Annotated in this window: 18 protein-coding genes and 1 tRNA gene; 11 read left to right on the top strand and 8 right to left on the bottom strand. The window is 73.7% G+C overall.

The window, feature by feature from the left end:
- The first annotated feature begins 108 nt into the window (after positions 1–108).
- From ACYVAP_RS12340 to ACYVAP_RS12315, 6 genes are all read left to right on the top strand, one after another.
- Positions 109–1,113 (top strand): LacI family DNA-binding transcriptional regulator, encoded by a 1,005-nt coding sequence (locus ACYVAP_RS12340; RefSeq protein WP_498860846.1) that lies wholly within the window; start codon positions 109–111, stop codon positions 1,111–1,113.
- 139 nt (positions 1,114–1,252) lie between these two features.
- Complete coding sequence (locus ACYVAP_RS12335) at positions 1,253–3,205, top strand: glycoside hydrolase family 2 protein (RefSeq protein ID WP_498860845.1); 1,953 nt, start codon at positions 1,253–1,255, stop codon at positions 3,203–3,205.
- A 225-nt stretch (positions 3,206–3,430) separates the two neighbouring features.
- Positions 3,431–4,420, top strand: a complete 990-nt coding sequence (locus ACYVAP_RS12330; RefSeq protein ID WP_498860844.1) for a GNAT family N-acetyltransferase — start codon at positions 3,431–3,433, stop codon at positions 4,418–4,420.
- A gap of 100 nt (positions 4,421–4,520) precedes the next feature.
- Positions 4,521–4,898 carry a GntR family transcriptional regulator gene (locus ACYVAP_RS12325; RefSeq protein WP_498860843.1) on the top strand — a complete coding sequence of 126 codons (378 nt, stop codon included), beginning with the start codon at positions 4,521–4,523 and terminating at the stop codon, positions 4,896–4,898.
- Positions 4,895–5,791: an ATP-binding cassette domain-containing protein gene (locus ACYVAP_RS12320; protein WP_498860842.1), complete on the top strand. Its 897-nt coding sequence runs from the start codon at positions 4,895–4,897 to the stop codon at positions 5,789–5,791. Before ACYVAP_RS12325 ends, ACYVAP_RS12320 begins: the two co-directional genes overlap by 4 nt.
- Positions 5,788–6,465: a hypothetical protein gene (locus ACYVAP_RS12315; protein ID WP_498860841.1), complete on the top strand. Its 678-nt coding sequence runs from the start codon at positions 5,788–5,790 to the stop codon at positions 6,463–6,465. Before ACYVAP_RS12320 ends, ACYVAP_RS12315 begins: the two co-directional genes overlap by 4 nt.
- A 12-nt stretch (positions 6,466–6,477) precedes the next feature.
- Here the strand turns inward: ACYVAP_RS12315 and ACYVAP_RS12310 are convergent, their stop codons facing one another.
- Positions 6,478–7,143, bottom strand: a complete 666-nt coding sequence (locus ACYVAP_RS12310; protein ID WP_498860840.1) for a DUF1345 domain-containing protein — start codon at positions 7,141–7,143, stop codon at positions 6,478–6,480.
- Positions 7,144–7,180: 37 nt separating this feature from the next.
- Here ACYVAP_RS12310 and ACYVAP_RS12305 point away from each other — a divergent pair, with 37 nt between their 5' ends.
- From ACYVAP_RS12305 to ACYVAP_RS12295, 3 genes are read left to right on the top strand one after another with little or no spacing between them, the layout of a single operon-like run.
- Complete coding sequence (locus ACYVAP_RS12305) at positions 7,181–8,161, top strand: RNase H family protein (RefSeq protein WP_498860839.1); 981 nt, start codon at positions 7,181–7,183, stop codon at positions 8,159–8,161.
- Positions 8,158–9,375: a DUF418 domain-containing protein gene (locus ACYVAP_RS12300; RefSeq protein WP_498860838.1), complete on the top strand. Its 1,218-nt coding sequence runs from the start codon at positions 8,158–8,160 to the stop codon at positions 9,373–9,375. The genes ACYVAP_RS12305 and ACYVAP_RS12300 overlap by 4 nt, the downstream gene beginning before the upstream one ends.
- Positions 9,372–9,986: a DUF4031 domain-containing protein gene (locus ACYVAP_RS12295; RefSeq protein WP_498860837.1), complete on the top strand. Its 615-nt coding sequence runs from the start codon at positions 9,372–9,374 to the stop codon at positions 9,984–9,986. Before ACYVAP_RS12300 ends, ACYVAP_RS12295 begins: the two co-directional genes overlap by 4 nt.
- Here ACYVAP_RS12295 and ACYVAP_RS12290 read toward each other — a convergent pair.
- The 5 genes from ACYVAP_RS12290 to ACYVAP_RS12270 form a co-directional block, all read right to left on the bottom strand.
- Positions 9,923–11,470: a sensor histidine kinase gene (locus tag ACYVAP_RS12290; protein WP_498860836.1), complete on the bottom strand. Its 1,548-nt coding sequence runs from the start codon at positions 11,468–11,470 to the stop codon at positions 9,923–9,925. The two genes, ACYVAP_RS12295 and ACYVAP_RS12290, sit on opposite strands and share 64 nt — an antisense overlap.
- Before the next feature lie 52 nt (positions 11,471–11,522).
- Positions 11,523–12,239 (bottom strand): response regulator transcription factor, encoded by a 717-nt coding sequence (locus ACYVAP_RS12285; RefSeq protein ID WP_137771473.1) that lies wholly within the window; start codon positions 12,237–12,239, stop codon positions 11,523–11,525.
- A gap of 54 nt (positions 12,240–12,293) precedes the next feature.
- Positions 12,294–12,749 carry a LapA family protein gene (locus tag ACYVAP_RS12280; protein WP_498860835.1) on the bottom strand — a complete coding sequence of 152 codons (456 nt, stop codon included), beginning with the start codon at positions 12,747–12,749 and terminating at the stop codon, positions 12,294–12,296.
- 91 nt (positions 12,750–12,840) lie between these two features.
- Positions 12,841–14,505 carry a DNA repair helicase XPB gene (locus ACYVAP_RS12275; RefSeq protein WP_259360629.1) on the bottom strand — a complete coding sequence of 555 codons (1,665 nt, stop codon included), beginning with the start codon at positions 14,503–14,505 and terminating at the stop codon, positions 12,841–12,843.
- 100 nt (positions 14,506–14,605) lie between these two features.
- Positions 14,606–15,367, bottom strand: a complete 762-nt coding sequence (locus ACYVAP_RS12270) for a DUF7847 domain-containing protein (RefSeq protein WP_498860834.1) — start codon at positions 15,365–15,367, stop codon at positions 14,606–14,608.
- 255 nt (positions 15,368–15,622) lie between these two features.
- On the opposite strand from ACYVAP_RS12270, the gene gnd reads away from it, so the two are divergent.
- Complete coding sequence (gnd, locus tag ACYVAP_RS12265) at positions 15,623–17,083, top strand: NADP-dependent phosphogluconate dehydrogenase (protein ID WP_137771469.1); 1,461 nt, start codon at positions 15,623–15,625, stop codon at positions 17,081–17,083.
- Between the two features lie 99 nt (positions 17,084–17,182).
- On the opposite strand, the gene ACYVAP_RS12260 is transcribed toward gnd, so the two are convergent.
- Together ACYVAP_RS12260 and ACYVAP_RS12255 are read right to left on the bottom strand one after the other, a co-directional pair.
- Positions 17,183–17,458, bottom strand: coding sequence for a Glia associated membrane protein glam-1 family protein (locus ACYVAP_RS12260; RefSeq protein WP_103385003.1), 276 nt, complete (start codon positions 17,456–17,458; stop codon positions 17,183–17,185).
- Between the two features lie 205 nt (positions 17,459–17,663).
- Positions 17,664–19,829, bottom strand: a complete 2,166-nt coding sequence (locus ACYVAP_RS12255) for a helicase-associated domain-containing protein (protein ID WP_498860833.1) — start codon at positions 19,827–19,829, stop codon at positions 17,664–17,666.
- Positions 19,830–19,856: 27 nt separating this feature from the next.
- On the opposite strand from ACYVAP_RS12255, the gene ACYVAP_RS12250 reads away from it, so the two are divergent.
- Positions 19,857–19,930: transfer RNA gene (locus ACYVAP_RS12250), tRNA-Leu, on the top strand.
- Positions 19,931–19,963: the final 33 nt, after the last annotated feature.

The raw sequence follows: 19,963 nt of genomic DNA, 5'->3' as shown, positions 1-19,963 counted from the left end.
TCTAGGCCCTGCGACGCCCCAGGTCACCGGAGCGGCCCCCGCTTGTGACATATCCGTGCGGCCCACTGCTCATGGGATGATTCCGGCAGCACGAACGAGGAGGCCGACGTGGCGCGCAGGGTGAGCATCAAGGACGTGGCGCAGCGCGCCGGGGTGTCCTGGAAGACCGTCTCGAACGTGGTCAACGAGCGTCCGGTGGTGCGGGCGGAGACCCGTGACCGGGTGCTCGCGGCGATCGACGAGCTGGGCTACGTGCCCAACGCCCTGGGTCGTGACCTGCGCGGCGGCCCCACCCGCACGCTCTCCCTCGTCGTGCCGGAGCTGCAGAACCCGTACTTCGCCCGCCTCGCCGAGCGCATGCAGTCCGCCGCCCGTGAGCGTGGCTGGACGGTGAGCGTCGAGGTGTCCCTGCACAGCCCGGAGACGGAGCTCGCCCACGTGCGAGGCCTCGTGCGCCGGCCCGTGGACGCCGTCGTCATCTCGCCCTCGGCGCTGGACCCCTCGGTGCTCCCGCACCGCGAGGGCGGGCCGCGCCTCGTGCTACTGGGGGAGCTGCTGCCCGCCTCCCGCGAGGTCACCCACGTGGTGATCGACAACGCCGCCTCCGCGGCCGACGTCGTCCGTCATCTCGTCGCCGAGGGCCGCTCGCGGCTGCTCTTCCTCGGCGCCGAGTCCGCGGTGCGCTCGACGGCGACGGACCGTCTGGCGGGCTTCCGGGCGGCGGTGCGCTTCGCGGACCTCGACCCCGATCAGCAGCTGCAGCGGGAGGCCCCGGGCTGGACCCGCGAGGCGGGGCGGGATGCGCTGCTCGCCGCGCTCGAGGAGGGCCTGCGCTTCGACGCCGTGATCGGCGGCAACGACCTGCTCGCGCTCGGCGCGCTGCATGCGCTGCAGGAGCGCGGGCTTCGCGTGCCGGAGAACGTGGCCGTCGTGGGCTGGGACGACATCGCGGAATCCGCCTGGTCACGGCCGGGGCTGACGACCATCGCCCCGGACCTCGACGCCCTCGTCGACGCGGCGCTCGACGCGGCCCTCGCGGAGGACGGCGCGGGTGCTGAGCGGATCGTGGCGCACCGGCTCGTGGTGCGCGGCTCGAGCAGCGCCGGCGCCTGAGCGGGCGCCCTGGACGGCGGCGCCGCCGTCGGCCCCAGTCCACGCCGGTATTCCCACGTTGCAATGCTGTGGCGGATGCGATGGAATGGGCCCGGCATCACCCGCACGCCCCCGATCGCCGCCGATCCCAGGAGTCCTCGTGACCACCACCCCCGCCCTGCCCGAGCAGCTGGCCGCTCTCTTCGCCCGGGCGGACGCCCTCGCCTCCGCGCTCGACGCCCCGCTCTCCGAGGCGGCCGACGTCCCGCGCCCCGAGCACCCGAGCCCCCAGTTCCACCGGGCCGCTTGGCTGAACCTCAACGGCACCTGGCAGTTCGAGATCGACCGCGGCGACACCGGCCGCGAGCGCGGCCTGATCGAGCGCGAGCTCGAGCGCACCATCACCGTCCCCTTCGCCCCGGAGACCGCCGCCTCCGGGATCGGCGAGCGGGACTTCCTCGAGGCCGTCTGGTACCGCCGCACGATCACCGTCCCCGCCACCTGGGAGGGGCTGCGCCCCGTCCTCCACCTCGGCGCCGTCGACCACGACGCGACGATCTGGGCGAACGGCCAGGAGGTCGCCCGCCACCGCGGCGGTTTCACCTCCTTCGGTGTCGACCTCTCGACCGTCCCCGGCGTGGGCCCCGGCGCCGAGGTCACCCTCGTGATCCGCGCGCGCGACCCGCACGACGCCGCCCAGGCCCGCGGCAAGCAGTCCACCTGGTTCCGCCCCACGCACGCCAACTACCACCGCACCACCGGGATCTGGCAGACGGTCTGGCTCGAGGGTGTCCCCGCGCACGAGATCCGCACCGTGCGCATCACCCCGTCACTCGCCTCGCACTCCTTCGCGCTCGACGTGCCCCTGAACCGCGCCGTCCCCGGCACGAGCATCGAGGTCGTCGCGAGCGAGCCCGGCGGCGGCGAGGTCGCCCGCACGCGCGTCCGCGCGGACCTCGACCTCGCGCCCCACCTCGAGCTCACGATCCCCGAGGACGCCGTTCGCGTCTGGGGCCCGGGAGCGCCCGAGCTGTACGCGCTGACCCTCACGCTGCGCGGGGCCGACGGCGCCGTGATCGACGAGGTCTCCTCCTACGCGGGCCTGCGCTCCACCACGCTGAGCGGCCACGAGTACCGCATCAACGGCGAGAAGGTCTTCCAGCGCCTGGTCCTCGACCAGGGCTACTGGGAGGAGACCTTCATGACCACCCCGGAGGACGCCGCCTTCACGACCGACATCCGCCTCGCCCTCGAGGCCGGGTTCAACGGCGCCCGCCTGCACCAGAAGGTCTTCGAGGAGCGCATGCACTTCTGGGCGGACCTCCACGGCTACCTCACCTGGGGCGAGTTCGGCGACTGGGGCGTCTCCGGCCGCGGTCCCGACGGCGACAACCAGCAGCCCACAGCCTCCTTCATCGGGCAGTGGGTCGAGGCCGTCTCCCGCGACCGCAACCACCCCTCGATCATCGGCTGGTGCCCGCTGAACGAGACACACCAGCTGCTCCACGACCGTCTCACCCAGCTCGACGACGTCACCCAGGCGATGTACGACGCGACCAAGCTCGCCGACCCCACCCGCCCCGTGCTCGACGCCTCCGGCTACTCCCACCGCGTGCGCGGGGCGGACGTCTACGACTCCCATTCCTACGAGCAGGACCCGGAGCGCTTCCGCGTCGAGCAGGCGGGACTCGCCGAGGGCAAGCCCTTCGCGAACCGCCGCGACCTGGGCCCGGACGACTACCCCTTCGCCGACGGCGGCTTCTCCCTGCCCTACGCCGGCCAGCCCTACTTCGTCTCCGAGTACGGCGGCATCTGGTGGAACGAGGAGGAGGCCCGCCGGGCCGCGGAGGCGGAGCGCGCGGGGAACAATGCCGCCGAGTCCTGGGGCTACGGCCAGCGCATCGCCTCCGAGGAGGAGCTCTACGAGCGCTTCGAGGGCCTCACCCGTGTGCTGCTCGAGGACCCGCGCATGTTCGCCTACTGCTACACGCAGATGACGGACGTCTTCCAGGAGAAGAACGGCATCGTCGACTTCGAGCGCGGCCGCAAGCTCGACCTCGCCCGGCTCCGCGCCGTGCAGGAGAAGGCCGCCGCGTACGAGCAGGAGGGCTGAGCCCGGGGGCGGGACTCTCCCTCGTCTCCCTCGTCTTCACCACCATCACGAACCTGCTCACCCGGGAGCAGCAGGTGGTCTGCTTCCGCAACGCCGACGCGCCGCTCGCCCGGCTTCAGCGGGAGTCGCGCTGGGCGGACCGGGACCGCTCCGCCTTCACCGCGGACTCCCGCAGTCATGTGAGCGTCGACAGGAAGCCGGCGAAGGGCTCCCTAGACTGAGCCGGTGAACGTCGCCGATGCCCCCGTGACCTGGTCCGCCCTGAGCGCCGCGGACGTGCCCGCGCTGACCGCCCTGCTCAACGAGATCGACCGCCACGACGAGCTCGGCGAACCGGTCGAGGAGCCGAGCATCCACGAGTGGCTCCGCATGCCGCGGCTCGACCTCGAGCACGACACGGTCGCCGTGCGCGCGGGCGAGGAGCTGATCGGCTTCGGGCTGGTCACCGTCTCCGCCGCACCCGACCGCGACGGCCGCGCCCGCGTCCAGCTGAGCGGCGGTGTGCACCCTTCCCACCGGCGCCTCGGTCACGGCACCGGGATCCTCGAGCGGATCGAGACCCGCGGTGCCGCGATCGCCGCCGATCGCCACCCGGGCGTCCCGGCCGTGCTGCGCGCCGGTGGTGGCCGGGACCCCCGCTCCGACGGCGAGGCGGGCACCGGCGGGCCCGACGTCCGCCCCGTGCTCGAGCGGCGCGGCTACCGTCGGGCGCGCTCCTGGCTCGAGATGGAGCGCGAGCTCCCCGGCGTCGTCCTCGAGGTCCCCGCCCCGGAGGGCGTGGAGCTCGTGGCCCCGTCCGCGGAGCGCAGCGAGGCCGTTCGCCTCGCCCACGTCGCCGCCTTCGCCGACCACTGGGGCTCCACGCCGATCGACGCCGAGACCTGGCAGCTGTGGATCACCTCGCACACCGCGCGCCCGCAGCACAGCACGATCGCCGTGGACGCCGACGGCACCGTCCTCGCCTACGCGATCACCTCCGAGGACCGTCCTGGCGTGCTGCACGTCGCCCTCGTCGGCACCCGGCCCGAGGCCCGCGGGAGAGGACTCGCCCGCGCCGTCCTCGCCCGCACCCTCGCCTCCGGCGCGGAGGCCGGTTTCACGGGCGCGCAGCTCGAGGTGGACGCCGAGTCCCTCACCGGCGCGACCCGGCTGTACGACGCCGTCGGCTTCCACCGCGCCCACGTCTACGCGACCTACGAGCGCCCTGTCGGCTGAGGTCCGGCCCGTGCCGCACGGTGCCGCTTGACGGAACCGCCCTCACTGTTCATAGTGTCTATGAACAGTGTGGGCGGTTAGCGGGGGCGGGGTGAGGGGCATGCATATCCAGCTCGACCCCTCTGCGCCCGAGCCCCTCTTCGAGCAGATCCGTGCCCGCCTGGCCGAGGCGATCCTGCGCGGTGACCTCACCCCGGGGGAGGCGCTGCCCTCGATCCGGGTGCTCGCGCGCGACCTCCGGGTCAGCGTCATCACCACGACCCGCGCCTACAACGAGCTGGTGGCCGACGGCCTCGCCGACGCCGTGCGCGGCAAGGGCGTCTTCGTGCGCGCCCAGGCCGAGGACGAGCTCCGCGAGCGCGCGCTCGAGCGCATCGACGCCGCCTTCGCCGACGCCGCCCGCACCGCCCGCACCGCCGGGATCCCCTCACCCGAGCTCCGGGACCGTCTCGCGCGGGCCCTCGAGGAGGAGCGATGACCCCCACCCCCGCCGTCCGTGTCGAGCACCTCGCCGTGGACCTCCCGCATCCCCGCAACAGGTTCCACGACCCCACCCGCGCCCTCGAGGACGCCGACCTCCACGCCCCCGGGGGCATGATCACCGCGCTCGTCGGCTCCAACGGGGCAGGGAAGACCACGCTGCTGCGTGCGCTCGTCGGCGCCGTGCGCCCCGTCGCCGGCACGATCGAGGTGCTGGGCAGCACGGTCGGGCCGGCCGAGCTGCCCGCCCCTCCCGGCGTCGCACTGGTCCCCGACGAGCCCCTCCTCCCCGGGGAGTGGCACGCCAGGGACGTCGTCGCCCTGCATCGCCGACTCGGCGACGACTTCGACGAGCAGGCCTTCCTCGAGATGCTGGGCAGCAACGGGATCCGCCCCAAGGCCATGATCCGCTCGCTCTCCGCGGGCCGGGCCACGATCTTCTCCCTCGCCCACGCTCTCGCGACAGGCCCCCGGCTGCTGCTCCTCGACGAGCCGCTCGCCCGGCTCGACCCGCTCGCCCGGGCGACGCTGATCGACCTGCTCCGCGACCTCCTCGCCGAGGACCCCTCGCGTTCGATCGTCCTGTCGACCCACGATCTCGAGGGGATGGACCGCTTCGCCGACCACCTGATGGTGCTCCATGCGGGACGGACCGTGCTCGAGGGCGCCGTGGACGAGCTGCTCGAGGGGCACGTCGTCGCGACCTCCCCCATGGCCTCCGAGGCACCGCCGGGGACCAGGCCGCTCGGGGCGAGCGGCGCCGCGGAGCTGCTGATGCGCAGCGAGGACGCCGTGGGACTGCCGTCGAGGACCGCCCTGCGCACCCCGGACCTCGGGGAACTGGTCCGGCTCACCCTCGCCGCGCGCACCACCACCGGAGCCGTCCGATGACCACGACCGCACCGCGCACCGCGCGTCACGAGTCCCCGTCCCTCCGCGCCCTCCGGCTCGACCTCGTCCTCCAGCGTCCCGTCCTGTGGTTCGGCGGCGCGCTCGCCCTCGTGGTGCTGCTGCTCGCCCTCGGTGGCATCGCATTCGTGGGGGTCGTGCCGATCCTCATGGCGGTGGGCGTCCCGGTCGCCTTCGGGGCGCGGGAGCCGCTGCGCGAGGCCGCCCTGCGCGGGAGCCTCGGGATCGGCCGGGCCGCCCACGTGCGCGCCCGCACCAGGCTGGTCCTCGCCCTGCAGCTCCTCCTGCTGGCGCTCGCGGCGATCGTGATCCTCCTGCACGCGCACCATGCGCCGTACGACGACGCGATCGTCACCAGGCCCCTCGGACCGGATGCGGTCATGTGGGCGGGGGCCGTGCTGTGGTCCCACATCTGGGTGGGCCGGGACGCGCTGCGCCACTCCTCGACGGTGCTCTGGGCCCGCGCGAGCATCTCCTACGCCTGCTTCTACGTCGCCGCGATGGTCGTCATGGGCATCCCGGGGGTGGTGGCGGGACTGCTCGGAGCCGGGGTCTTCGCGGTCCCGATCGGGACCGCGGTCGGGGCGGTGGTCGTGCTCGGCGGCGCCCTCGCCGTGCTGCGGTGGCGCTCGCGGGTCTGGGCCCGCACCGCCTGAGCCGGGGAGCGCTCAGCCCGCCGGGCTGAAGAAGCCCGCCACGAGGTTCACCGCAGCGGCCAGCAGGATCGTGCCGAAGGCGAAGGAGATCACCGCGTGGCGCCACACGATCATGCGGATCGCACGGTCGGAGACGTCGTTGTCGGTGACGCCGTAGGTCATGCCGATCGCGTAGCTGAAGTACAGGAAGTCGCCGAAGGTCGGGGCGTCGGCACCTTCCTGGTCGTCGTCCTGATGGAAGTCGATGCCCGACTCCTCGAGGTAGTACCGGTAGGCGTAGTGCAGGGCGTAGGTCTGCTGGATGCAGGCCCAGGCGCCGAACACCCCCACGAGCGTGATCACCGAGCCGATCGTGCTCACCGCCGCGCCGCCCGCCCCGAGGTGCAGGGTCACCATCGTGATGACGGCGAGCACGCACAGCGCCGCGACGAGCGCCTCGTCGGCGACCGGCTGCAGGTCCTCGCGGCGGGCGTTCGCACGAGTCCTCTCGGCGTCCATCGGCAGGACCGCCGCGAGCGAGGACACGAGGAACGCGACCTCCGCCACCGTCACACCGGTCATCGCGGCGAACGCCGGACCGGCGAGCAGTCCCGCCGGCACCGCGGCGACGGCGCCGATCAGGGCGCTGCCGAGCAGGCGGCGGCGCGGGGAATGCCACAGCGACGACAGTGTGCTCACGGCGGGTGTCCCTCCTGGCTGTGGAACGATGGCGGCCATGACGATCACCGCTGCGGCCGACGGCTCCGCCCTCGGCAACCCCGGTCCCGCGGGCTGGGCCTGGTACATCGACGAGGGTACGTGGCGCGCGGGCGGCTGGCCCCACGGCACGAACAACATGGGCGAGCTCAAGGCCGTCCTGGACCTCCTCGAGGCGACGGCGGTGGACGCCGATCAGCACCTGCACGTGCTGTGCGACAGCCAGTACGTCATCAACTCCGTGACGAAGTGGATGCCGGGCTGGAAGCGCAAGGGCTGGCGCAAGAAGGACGGCAAGCCCGTCATGAACGTCGAGCTGCTGCAGGCGATCGACCGCGCCCTCGTGGGCCGCAGCGTCGAGTTCGAGTGGGTCAAGGGCCACGCCGGCCATGCGATGAACGAGGCGGCGGACCGCCGCGCCAACGCCGCCGCGACCGCCTACTCCAAGAAGCAGGATCCGGAGGTCGGCCCCGGCTACCGGGGTGCGGGCGGAGGGCCGACGGCGGCTCCCGTCGGCTCCGCGACCGCCCTCGCAGCGCCCGCTGCACCCGCTGTGGACGACCTCTTCAGCCTCTTCGACGAGGCAGGACCCGGCGACGCCCCCGCCCCGCCTGCCCGCTGCGGCGCCCCCGAGGGCACGGGACCGGACCCGACCCTCGGCACCGCCCTCGAGCAGGTCACCGCCCACGAGCTCGCCCTGCTCGACGATCGCCTGCGCGCCGACCCGCCGAGTGCCGCCGCCCTCCTGCACCCCCGGTTCTCGGAGATCGGCGCGAGCGGCCGCAGCTGGACCCGCGAGGAGATCCTCGAGGAGATCAGCCCGCTCCCGGGCGTCGAGGCGGAAGACCTCGTGGCCGACGAGATCGCCCCCGGCGTGGTCCTGCTGACCTTCACGACCCGCGGCGCCGACGGCGCACGGGTGCTGCGCAGCTCGCTCTGGCTGCGTGAGGGGGACCGCTGGCTGCTGCGCCACCACCAGGGCACCCCCGCCGCCCGGTGAGCGTCGGCTCGGTCCCGCTCGCGCAGCGCGCGGCCGGGCCGGACCTCGCCCGCGGCGCGGCGCTCCTGGGCATCGGCCTCGCCAACACCGTCGGCTGGCTCCACGGCGACCGCTGGACGGTGCTGCTGAAGCAGACCCACGCCTCCGCCGGGGACCGCGCCGTGGACGTGCTCGTCGCCCTGCTCGCGGACAACCGCGGCTTCCCCCTGTTCGCGCTGCTCTTCGGCTACGGGATCGGCATCATGCACCGCCGGTCCCTCGCGGCGGGGGAGCGGCCGGGCCGCTTCGCCCTGCGCATGCTGCGCCGCTTCACGGTGCTCGGCGCGATCGGCATGCTCCACGCGGTCCTGCTGTTCAGCGGGGACATCCTCGTCTCCTACGCGGTGATCGGCACCGCCTGCGCCCTGCTCGCGACCCGGGGGCGCCTCGCCCTGCTGCTCGCGGCCATGGTCTGCCTCGCCCCGCTCGGGCTCTGGGGCTGGGTCGACGCGACCATCGCCCTCGGCGGCGGGGACGGATACGCGACCGCCGCGGCCGGCAGCTGGGGCGAGGGCGTCACGCTGCGCGCGCACGAGGCGCTGCGCTCCCTCGCCTTCGCCCCCGTCGAGCAGATCGGGCTGCTCGCGCCGATGGCGCTCGGCGCGGCGGCCGCCTCGCTCCGGCTGATCGAGCTGCCCCGCGAGAACGCGGACCTGCTGCGGCCGCTCGCCCGCTGGGGGCTGCTCGTGGGCCTCCTGGGCGCCGTCCCGCTCACCGCCGTGCTCGTCCTCGACCCGCGGCAGGAGGTGCTGGGCGACGAGGTGATGCTCGGCGTGCTCGGGGTGCTGCACCAGGTCAGCGGGCTCGCCGGGGCGGTCGGCGCCGCGGCCCTGTGCGCGCTTCTCGCGGATCGACGGAGGAGAGGCTGGAGGAGCCGCGCGCTCACCGCGCTCACCGCGCTGGGGGCGACGGCGCTCAGCGCCTACGTCGCCCAGTCGCTCGTCGCCTCCCTGCTCTTCCCGCCGTACATGCTCGACCTGGGCGCACGGCTCGGCTCCGCCGGCGCCTCCGCGATCATGGCACTCACGTGGCTCGTGACCCTGCTGGCCGCCGCGGCCTGGCACCGCACCGGTCGCCGCGGTCCGCTCGAGGCGGTGCTGCGCCGCCTCGCCGGATCCGCCGCGCCCGCCGGGGCCCGTCGGAGCGCCGATGCGAGTAGCGTCGGCCCACGATGACCGTCCTCGCCGACACCCCGCGCTGGCCCCGCCACGGCATGCTCTGGGGGCACCTGATCTCCGATGCCTCCCTCGAGGAGCTGCACGCGGCGGCGGCACGCTGCGGCCTCACGCCGCGCGCCTTCGACCTCGACCACTACGACTGGCCCGAGTCCGCCCGCGGGGACCTCGAGGCGGCGGGCGTGCGCTTCGTGAGCGCCGGGGAGCTCACCCGGGCGCTCCTGCGCTCGGGACTGCGTGTGCCGCTGCGGGACCGGGCCGCCGCCCGAGCCCGGCGCACCGCCGAGCACGCCGCGGCCCTCGGTCTCGAGGCGGCGCCGACGGACCTCGTGCTCGGCCCGATCGGCCACGCGGATCCGCTGCCCCCGGCAGGTCAGGCACCGTCCGGCGCGTTCCGGCTCTCGCAGGAGGCGCCGGGCGGCGCGCCCCGCGTCGAGGCGCACGACGCCGCCGGCCGGCAGGCCGCGCAGGAGATGCTCGACCTGCTCGACGCGCACACCCGGGGCCGGGGCGCGCCGGGCTTCACCGGGCAGGTGCTGAGCCTGCCTCAGGACTCGCGGCCGGTGGCCTCGGAGTCGGCGGACGGGGAGTCGGTGAGCGGGCGAACCTGATCCGGGGTCGAGAGGTGCTCCTCGTCCACGGTCGCCGCCTGCAGCTCCACCCAGAAGGTCGCGCCGCCGCCGGCGGTCTCCATGACGCCGATCGTGCCGCCGTGCTGCTGCACGATCGTCGCCGCGATCGAGAGGCCGAGCCCCGCACCGCCGCCCTGGGAGGCGATGCGCACCCGCGAGGAGTCGGTGCGGTAGAAGCGCTCGAAGACCTTCTCCCGCTGTTCCGCCTCGATGCCGTCACCGTGGTCCCGCAGCTCGAGCCGCACGGTGCCCCGGGTCGTGGTCCCCGCCGCGATCTCCACCGGGGAGCCCTTGGGCGTGTGCCGGTTCGCGTTGCCCACGAGGTTGAGGATCACCTGGCGCAGGGACGCCTCGTCGCCGAGCACGCCCACGCTCTGGTGCGGGGAGACCGGCAGCGGCACCCCCGCGAGGTTCACGACCATGACCTGGCGGCTCGGGTCCAGCGCCCGGAGGTCCTGGGCGGCGTCGAAGAGCGCGTCGGAGAGGTCCACGGGGGCGAGGTCCAGCGTCGGATTCTCGTCGAGCCGGGCCAGGCGCAGCAGGTTCTCCACGAGGGAGCCCATGCGGCGGGCCTCGTCCTCGATGCGACGCATCGCCTGGGCGACGTCCTCGTCCGAGCGCAGGGCGCCCATGCGGTACAGCTCGCCGAAGCCGCGGATCGCCGCGAGCGGGGTGCGCAGCTCGTGGGAGGCGTCCCCCACGAAGCGGCGCATCTTCGCCTCGTTGCGCGTCGCGTGCTCCTCCGAGTCCGACTGCGCGGCGAAGGCCTGCTCGATGCGCACGAGCATCTCGTTCAGGGAGATCGCGAGGGCGTGCACCTCGAGGCTCGTGTCGGTGACGGGCACACGGCGCGAGAGGTCGCCGCCCGCGATCTGGGAGGCGGTCGCCTCGACGTCCTGCAGCGGCTCGAGGGAGCGGTGCGCCATGTAGCCGCCGATCCCCATGCCCGCGAGCACCACGAGGGTGCCCACGAGCACGATGATCAGGGCCATCTCGTGCATGGTGCGGTCCACGCCCGTGAGCGGCAGCGCCACGTAGACGGTGCCTCCGTCGGGCCCCGTGTTGACCATCGCCGCGACCCGCCAGCGGTTCTCCGCCGAGTCCAGCACGGTGAACGGCTTCCCGCCGCGGTCCAGGATCTGCTGGTCCGTGAGCTGCGGGAACGTCACCGTGACGTCGTCGTCGTTGTAGAGGAAGACCTCGTGGACGATCGACTCGCCCTGCTCGTTGCGGATCTCCACCGCGTACTCGACGGGGATGTACCCGGAGCGCGCGGACGGATCGTCCTCGGAGATCTCCTTCTGCGCGAGGGAGAGCATCTCGCCCATGCCGGAGTGGAGGTTCGAGTCGACCGACTGGATCAGGGTCCGGTTCAGGAGGAACAGCGAGAGGCTGCCCGTGATGACCGTGCCCGCCACGAGCAGCAGGGAGATGAGCGCGACGATCCGCGTCCAGAGGGACACGGGTCGCTGCGCTCGGAGGGTCGGGAGGGCCACGGTCGCTGCGAGGGGCGGGTCAGCGGGACTCGGCCGCGCGGAGCACGTAGCCGATGCCGCGCTTGGTGTGGATCATCGGGTCGCCCACCACGTCGACCTTGCGGCGCAGGTAGGAGATGTAGGACTCGACGATGCCGACCTCGCCGGACCAGTCGTAGTCCCACACGTGGTCGAGGATCTGGGTCTTGGAGACCACGCGACCGGCGTTGAGCATGAGGTAGCGCAGGAGCTTGAACTCGGTGGGGGAGAGGTCGATCGCGACGTCGCCGCGGTAGACCTCGTGGGAGTCCTCGTCCAGGCGCAGGTCGCCCACCACGAGGGCGCTCTCGACCGCGCCCTCCGCGGCGCCGTGGGTGCGGCGCAGCACCGCCCGGATGCGGGCCACGACCTCCTCGAGGCTGAAGGGCTTGGTGACGTAGTCGTCGCCGCCGACGGTGAGGCCGTTGACCTTGTCCTGCGTCTCGTCGCGCGCGGTGAGGAAGAGGATCGGGTACTCCTCGCCGCGGTCGCGCAGGCGGCGGGTGACGGTGAAGCCGTCCATGTCCGGGAGCATCACGTCGAGCACCACGAGATCCGGCTGGTGCTCGGTGGCCTCGCGGATCGCCTCGTTGCCGGTGGACGCCGTGAACACCTCGAAGCCCGCGAAGCGCAGCGACGTGGCGAGCAGGTCGCGGATGTTGGGCTCGTCGTCGACGACGAGCAGTCGGGCCTCGTACTCCTGGTCAGCGGTGTTCATGGCGTCCACCGTCCTCCCTCAGCCTGGGAATCGGTTGGACGTCCGCTGGACGGATCAGCGGACGGCGTTCTGGATCTTGGCCTGGGTCTTGCGGAGCTTGCGGATGGTCCAGCTCAGCTGGAAGATCCGCACGGAGCCCACGAGCGCCATGACCAGCGCGCCTGCGATCGCCGCGAGCAGCATCGCCACGCCGAGCGGGAGATCGAACTGCGCGCCGAAGTACTCGAAGGTCGCCTTGACGTTGTTCTGGATCACGAAGATCAGCAGCAGGATGAGCACCACGGCGCCGAGGATCAGTGCGATCCAGATGCCGGCGGTCTTGCCGCCGCCGGCCTTCACGTCCTCGATCTCCGGGGTGCGGGGCTGCTCGTCGGTCTCCGCGCGGCGGCGCGGCGCGGGCGCCGGCTCCGCGGGGCGGGAGGCGGGCTCGGTGCCCGCGGTCGGGGTGGGGTCGATCGGCTGGGGATCACGCGCGACGGGACGGTCGGTGCTCTCGGGTCCGGTGCTCATGGCTCGCTCCTGGGGATGGGTGCGGGGAAGGGGTGCGATCTCGCGCCACTGTATCCCCGCCCCCGGTCCCGGGCGGGCAGGTGGGGCGGGGTCAGCCGGCGTCGGCCGCGCGCTCGGGGGCGGCGAGGTCCTCGCCGTCCACGATCGTGTAGGCGTAGCCCTGCTCGGCGAGGAAGCGCTGGCGGTGCGCGGCGAAGTCCTGGTCCTGCGTGTCCCGCATGACCACGGTGTAGAAGTGCGCCGTGCGGCCGTCGCCCTTGGGACGCAGCAGCCGGCCCAGCCGCTGGGCCTCCTCCTGCCGCGAGCCGAACGCACCGCTCACCTGGATCGCGACCGAGGCCTCCGGGAGGTCCACGGAGAAGTTCGCGACCTTCGAGACGACCAGGCGGTCGATCTCACCGCTGCGGAACGCGGCGAACAGCTCCTGGCGCCGCCGCACGCTCGTCTGCCCCGTGATGAGCTCCGAGCCCAGGTGCGCGGCGATCTCCTCGAGCTGGTCGAGGTACTGGCCGATCACGAGCAGCGGCTCCCCGGGATGCCGGGCCGCCAGCCGCTCGACCACCGGGATCTTCGCGGGGTGCGCGGCGCCCAGACGGGGACGGTCCTCGGGCTCCGCCATCGCGTAGGCCATGCGGTCCTCCGCGGGCATCGCGACCCGCACCTCGGTGCAGTCCGCGGGGGCGATGTAGCCCTGCGCCTCGATGTCCTTCCACGGGGCGTCGTAGCGCTTGGGGCCGATCAGCGAGAACACCTCGCCCTCGCGGCCGTCCTCCCGCACGAGGGTCGCGGTGAGCCCCAGCCGGCGCCGCGCCTGGAGGTCCGCGGTCATCCGGAACACGGGCGCGGGGAGCAGGTGCACCTCGTCGTACAGGATCAGGCCCCAGTCGCGGGCGCTCATGAGCTCGAGGTGCGGGTGCACGCCCTTCCGCTTCATTGTGAGCACCTGGTAGGTGGCGATCGTGACGGGACGGATCTCCTTGCTCGCGCCGGAGTACTCGCCGATCTCCTCCTCCGTGAGGGAGGTGCGGCGCAGCAGCTCGTCGCGCCACTGGCGGGCGGAGACGGTGTTCGTCACGAGGATCAGGGTGGTGCGGCCCATCGCGGCCATCGCCCCCGCGCCCACGATCGTCTTGCCCGCGCCGCAGGGCAGCACGACCACGCCGCTGCCGCCGTGGCGGAAGCCGTCCACGGCCTCCTGCTGGTACGGGCGCAGCGACCAGCCGTCCTCCGCGAGGGCGATCGGGTGCGCCTCGCCGTCGACGTAGCCGGCGTGGTCCTCCGCGGGCCAGCCGAGCTTCAGCAGCGCCTGCTTGAGCGCGCCCCGCTCGGAGGGGTGCACGGCGGAGGTGTCCTCGTCGATCCGGGCGCCGACCATGCCCTGCACCCGCTTGGAGCGCAGCACCTCCTCGAGCACGGGGCGGTCCGTGGTGCGCAGCACGAGGCCGTGATGCGGATCGGCCTCGAGGCGGAGCCGGCCGTAGCGGTCCATGGTGTCCGCGACGTCGAGCAGCAGCGCATGCGGCACCGGGTAGCGGGAGTGGTCCACGAGCGCGGCGACGACGGACTCGGCGTCGTACCCGGCGGCGCGCGCGTTCCACAGGCCCAGGTCGGTGATCCGGTAGGTGTGCACGTGCTCCGGGGCGCGCTCGAGCTCCGCGAACGGGGCGATCGCCGCACGCGCCGCGGCCGCGCGCTCGTGGGCGACCTCGAGCAGCAGGGACTTGTCGCTCTGGACGATGAGGGGGCCGTCGGTCATCCCGCCAGGCTACGCCGGGCAGGAGGCCGACGGCCCCCGAGCGTGGCGCCCCTCTCGGGACGCCACGGGGTCGGCCGACGGGATCGGCCGCGGTGCGGTGTCAGGCGCTGCGCAGGTCCGGGAGCTCCCGGCCGCTGAGGCGCTCGAACATCCCCAGCTGGAAGAGGATCGTGAAGGGGACGAGCGCGATGACCGTGATGATCAGCGACCCGGCGACGGAGCCGATCACGGAGAGCACGAGCCACGCGACGATCGTGGTGCCGATGTTCGCGCGGACCAGCCGGACGCTCTGCTTGAGCGCCTCGACGGGGGAGGCCCCGCGGGCGGCGGCCGGGATCGCGTAGAAGAAGGCGATCGAGGCGACGAGGCCCGGCAGGTAGAACAGGAACGTGCCGATCGTGACGATCACACCCATGAGCAGCGCGGTGAGCATGATCCGGCCCGGGCCCACGAGGGCCTGGCCGATGCTCGGCCGGCCGCCCTCGAGGATCAGCTCGCCGGCGCGGCCGGTGCCGGACTCCCACAGCAGCATGATCGGCACGAGCAGCAGCAGGATCCCGAACATGATCGCGTAGGCGGCGACGAACATCCCGAGCTCGGGCTCCGCGTACGGATCCGAGGGCATCGCGTTGACCATGTAGACGGCGAGCCCGGCGATCGAGGCGCCCACCACGATCAGGGTCAGCACCCCGTAGACGGCGCCCGCGACGAGGAACGCGGCGGGGTTGCGCAGCAGGGAGCGGCCCGCGAAGGCGAGGGCGGCGCCGAGGTCCGCGCCGAGATCCGTCCCGGGGCGGGGCCCTGGAGCCTGCGGGACGGGCTGCTGCTGCGGCGCGCCGGGAGGCGGCGGGGCGGTGGACATGGTGGGTCTCCCCTCGGAGGGCGTCGGATTGTGAGCGGCGACACCGGCGGACCCCCGGCCGCGGCCGGTTCCCCACGCCGTCGGCGCAGGAAGAGCCTAGGTGACGGCCCCGCGCACGGCGCAAGCGGTGGCACGCTCCGACACCGGACCGCCGAGGTCCCTAGAATGGTCTGCGATGCCCCGGGGCGGGGCGCGCGACGCACCGCGGACGCGGCGACCCTCCCCGGTTCACACCCACCGATCCGAGGAGATCCCATGGCAAGCTTCGCTCCGTCCCCCGCCGATGTCGCCGACATCGGTGTCACCGGAATGGCGGTGATGGGCTCCAACCTGGCCCGCAACTTCGCCCGCAACGGTTTCAAGGTCGCGATCCACAACCGCTCCGTCGGCAAGACCGAGAAGGTCATCGACTCCTACGGCACCGAGGGCGAGTTCTACCCCTCGGAGTCCGCCGCCGAGTTCGTCGCCTCCCTGCAGAAGCCGCGCGTCGCGATCATCATGGTCAAGGCCGGCGGCCCGACGGACGCCGTCATCGACGAGCTCGCCGAGCTCATGGACGAGGGCGACATCATCGTGGACGCGGGCAACGCCCTGTACACCGACACGATCCGTCGCGAGTCCGCCCTGCGCGAGAAGGGCCTGCACTTCGTGGGCTCCGGCGTCTCCGGCGGCGAGGAGGGCGCCCTCAACGGCCCCTCGATCATGCCCGGCGGCACCAAGGAGTCCTACGACCGCCTCGGCCCGATGTTCGAGAAGATCTCGGCGCACGTCGACGGCGCCCCCTGCTGCACCCACGTGGGCGCGGACGGCGCGGGCCACTTCGTGAAGATGGTCCACAACGGCATCGAGTACGCCGACATGCAGGTCATCTCCGAGGCCTACGACCTCATGTCCAAGGCGCTCGGCAAGGGCGCCTCCGAGATCGGTGACGTCTTCGCCGAGTGGAACAAGGGCGACCTCGAGTCCTTCCTCATCGAGATCACCGCCGAGGTGCTCCACCACCAGGACGCCACCTCCGGCAAGCCGTTCGTGGACGTCATCCTCGACCAGGCCGCCCAGAAGGGCACCGGCGCCTGGACCGTGCAGACCGCGCTCTCCCTGGGCGTGCCGGTCACCGGCATCGCCGAGGCCACCTTCGCGCGCTCCACCTCCGGCGGCACCGCGCAGCGCGAGGCCGCCCGTGCGGTCCTCCCGGCGGAGACCCAGCAGCTCGAGATCGCCGACGAGGCGCAGTTCGTCGACGACCTCCAGAAGGCGCTCTACGCCGCGAAGCTGGTCTCCTACTCGCAGGGCTTCGACGAGATCGCGGCCGGCGCCAAGGAGTTCGGCTGGGACATCAACCTGGGCGACATGGCGAAGATCTGGCGCGGCGGCTGCATCATCCGCGCGAAGTTCCTCAACCGCATCACCGAGGCGTACGACCGCAACCCGGAGCTCGCGCTCCTGCTCGCGGACGAGTACTTCACCGCCGAGATCGCCAAGTGCGTCCCGGCCTGGCGCCGCGTGGTGGCCTACGCCGCCGCCTCCGGCTTCCCGGTCCCGGTGTTCTCCTCGACCCTGTCCTACTACGATGCGGTCCGCGCGGAGCGCCTCCCGGCCGCCCTGGTCCAGGCGCAGCGCGACTACTTCGGCGCGCACACCTACCAGCGCGTCGACACCGAGGGCACCTTCCACGTGGAGTGGTCCGAGGATCGTCGCGAGTCCAAGCAGGACTGAACCTGACGCAGGGCTGAGGCCCTGCTGACGACGGAAGGCCCGGACCGTGAGGTCCGGGCCTTCCGTGCGTCCGGGCCGCTGTGCCCGGGGCGGTGGTGCTCAGTAGGTCGTGTAGTCGCCGCTGTTGACGGCGGCGACGATCACCACGACGTAGATGATGATGAGGATGATCGCCAGGACCCAGCAGATGGCGAAGACGATCCAGGCCCACTTGGTGAACTTCTTCGCGGTCGCCGGCTCCTGGTCGGCCTTCAGGTAACCGAGCAGGCCCAGCACGCCGGGCAGCACGCCGCCGCAGACGAAGCCGACGATCATGGCGATGAGCGCGTTCTTCTTGATGCGCTCGCTGTCGAGTCCCATCCCGGGAGCAGTCATGGGGAGTCCCCTCTTCCTCGTGATCAGCCCCGGGGCGCTGCTGCACTCGGGGACGGTCGCGACACGGCTGCGTCGTCGACCTGCAGGGAGGATCGTAACCTGGGAAACCCCCGGGAGCGCCATGGGGAGGAGTCCCCATGGCGTGTCGCTGGCCAGGGGGGACGTGGCTTTTTCGACTACCGGACGGTCACCGGCGATGGGCGGCTCAGCCGAGCGTCACCCGGTGCACGAGCACGGTGAACTCCTCGGGCTTGCCCGGCTCCCGCGCGCGCAGCCGCCCGCCGTCGAGGGAGACCGGCAGCGCCCGGCGCACCACGACCCCGCCGCGGCCGTCGACGATGCCGAGGTCCAGCTCCGTGCCCTGCGCGATCGCCTCGAGCAGCCGGTCCGTGACGGAGAGGTCGCCCTCGCCGTCCTCGGCCGCACGCAGCCGGGCCACGGCCTCCGCAGGGGCGAGTCGCAGCTCGGGGCCGCCCACGGTGACGAGGTCCGTGTCCACGCCGCCGCCGGTCAGCGCGTGCGTGAGCTCGGGCCCGCCGGTGCGGCCGTCGGGGCCGACGGCCGCGGGGGATAGGCCCGCCTTCCGGGCGACCTGCAGGGCGAAGCCCGCGTCGGAGAGCGTCACGGCGACCGTCGGCGCGATCCGGTGGAGGGTCAGGGCCGCCGCCTCCGGGGCGGCCTGCAGCAGGTCCAGCACCTCCGCGGGAGCGGTGAGCACGGTCGAGGCGCGCGAGACGCACACCCGCCCGTGGCGACGCTGCTCGTCCCGCACGAGGTACTCGAGCGCCTGCGGCACCGGGGTCCGGGAGGTCGCCGTCAGCAGGGCGAGAAGGTCCTCGGGGTCCCGGCCCGCGGCGAGGGCGCGGCGCAGCGAGGCCGCCTCGAAGCGGAGCGTGAGCGCGCCGCCGCGGGAGACGGGCGTCGCCCAGTCCAGCAGCGGCAGCACGCGCTCCGACGGCCGGCCGGGGATGACGGCGGTGAGGTCCGCGTCGAGCAGGATCTCGTCGACCGGGGGAGGGGATGCCTCGTGGAGGGCGGCGGCGAGGCGGGCGTCGGCCGCGGTGACGTCGTCGTCGAGGGCGAGCGCGAGGGCGTCGCCGAGCACGGTGAGCGCGCCGTCGTCGATCACGCCGAGCACCTCGCCCTCGGCGAGCACCGCCTCCGCCTCCTCCTGGAGGACCGTGGCGGGGACCAGCGGGAACGCCCAGGCGAGGTTCGCGGCGAGGGACTCGGCGGTCGCGGCGACCCCGGGGGCGGCCCGCAGGGCGCGCAGGGCGCTCCCGCGACGCGTGCGGGCGCCGTCGCGGCGCGTGAGGTCGGAGAGCAGGGAGCGGGTCGCCCCGGAGGGATCGGGGGTGCCGACGATCGTCGCGAGGTGACGGCCGTGCGCCCAGGCGAGCACGAGCTCCGCCCAGCGCTGCTCGGCGCCCAGCTCGCGGAAGGCGTCCCAGTCCCGGGTCGCCTGCCACTCCTGGCCGTCGTGGCCCAGCAGTCCCGCCTGCCAGCCGCTCTGCAGCACGGTCGCATACGCGAGCACGGTGGTGCCCGCGCGCTCGGCGAGCCGGCGCAGGTCCCGCTGTGGGATCCCACCGCGACGCAGCACCCCCGGCGGGTCCTCGTCGAAGCCGCGCACGGTGCCCAGCAGCCGCAGCGCCTCGAAGGCCCGCTCGACGGCCTGCGCGGCCCGGCTGCCGGGGATCCGCTCGGTGACCTCGGGACCCTCCGGCGCCGGTCGCTGCGGGGAGAAGGCGCGGCGCACCCGGCCGCCCCGCAGGGCGAGATGCACCGGCCGCGGGATGACGAGCCCGGATTCCTCGCGGCGCAGGAAGCCGGAGGCCTCGAGGGTGCGGGCGAGCGCGCCGTCCCCGGTGACCTCGGCCGGGCCCCAGGCGAGCGCGTCGAGCACCGGCGCGGGCACGCCGTCGGCCCGGGCACGGTCCAGCAGCGCCTGCGCCTGCTCGGCATCCGGGTCCGACGGATCGGCGGGGGCGAGGCCGGCGGGGGAGCGCAGCCCCTCGCGCAGCGGGCGCACGAGGTGCAGGGCGTCCTCGCCCCACAGCAGGGCGAGGGTCGTGAGGCGCTCGAGGGCGGGGCCGACGGCGGCCGGCTCGGCGGAGACGGCGGCCGCGAGCGCGCCGGGGGAGGCCCCGTCCTCGAGCACGGCGAGCGCCTCGACGAGGTGAAGCTCGGGGAGCGTGAGCGCCTGGAGCGCGCGGCGGGCGGAGGTGGGCCCTGCGGCGCGGGCGGCGAGCGGGCCGATCCCGTGGGGCACCGGCGAGGCGAGGTCCGGCCGGGCGACGAGCAGGGCCTCGAGGCGGTCGTCGCCGAACCTTCGCAGGGAGTCCGCGAGGGACCGGATCGCAGCGGTCATGATCACCCCAGCATAGGCTGGAGCCTCGCCCCCATAGCCCAACCGGCAGAGGCAGCCGCCTTAAAAGCGGCGCAGTGCGGGTTCGAACCCCGCTGGGGGCACCTCGTACCCTGGTGCGGTCCTGCACCTCGTCC

The sequence above is a fragment of the Brachybacterium horti genome (genome assembly GCF_054777615.1).
The sequence above is the reverse complement of the archived record's forward strand: the minus strand, read 5'-3'. Positions and strand labels throughout refer to the sequence as shown.

Coding starts and splice junctions, on each gene's coding strand:
- ACYVAP_RS12255 (WP_498860833.1), bottom strand. CDS start 19,829: ATGACCGCTGCGATCCGGTCCCTCGCGGACTCCCTGCGAAGGTTCGGC.
- ACYVAP_RS12270 (WP_498860834.1), bottom strand. CDS start 15,367: ATGTCCACCGCCCCGCCGCCTCCCGGCGCGCCGCAGCAGCAGCCCGTC.
- ACYVAP_RS12305 (WP_498860839.1), top strand. CDS start 7,181: ATGACGATCACCGCTGCGGCCGACGGCTCCGCCCTCGGCAACCCCGGT.
- ACYVAP_RS12260 (WP_103385003.1), bottom strand. CDS start 17,458: ATGACTGCTCCCGGGATGGGACTCGACAGCGAGCGCATCAAGAAGAAC.
- ACYVAP_RS12325 (WP_498860843.1), top strand. CDS start 4,521: ATGCATATCCAGCTCGACCCCTCTGCGCCCGAGCCCCTCTTCGAGCAG.
- ACYVAP_RS12280 (WP_498860835.1), bottom strand. CDS start 12,749: ATGAGCACCGGACCCGAGAGCACCGACCGTCCCGTCGCGCGTGATCCC.
- ACYVAP_RS12320 (WP_498860842.1), top strand. CDS start 4,895: ATGACCCCCACCCCCGCCGTCCGTGTCGAGCACCTCGCCGTGGACCTC.
- ACYVAP_RS12285 (WP_137771473.1), bottom strand. CDS start 12,239: ATGAACACCGCTGACCAGGAGTACGAGGCCCGACTGCTCGTCGTCGAC.
- ACYVAP_RS12275 (WP_259360629.1), bottom strand. CDS start 14,505: ATGACCGACGGCCCCCTCATCGTCCAGAGCGACAAGTCCCTGCTGCTC.
- ACYVAP_RS12315 (WP_498860841.1), top strand. CDS start 5,788: ATGACCACGACCGCACCGCGCACCGCGCGTCACGAGTCCCCGTCCCTC.
- ACYVAP_RS12295 (WP_498860837.1), top strand. CDS start 9,372: ATGACCGTCCTCGCCGACACCCCGCGCTGGCCCCGCCACGGCATGCTC.
- gnd (WP_137771469.1), top strand. CDS start 15,623: ATGGCAAGCTTCGCTCCGTCCCCCGCCGATGTCGCCGACATCGGTGTC.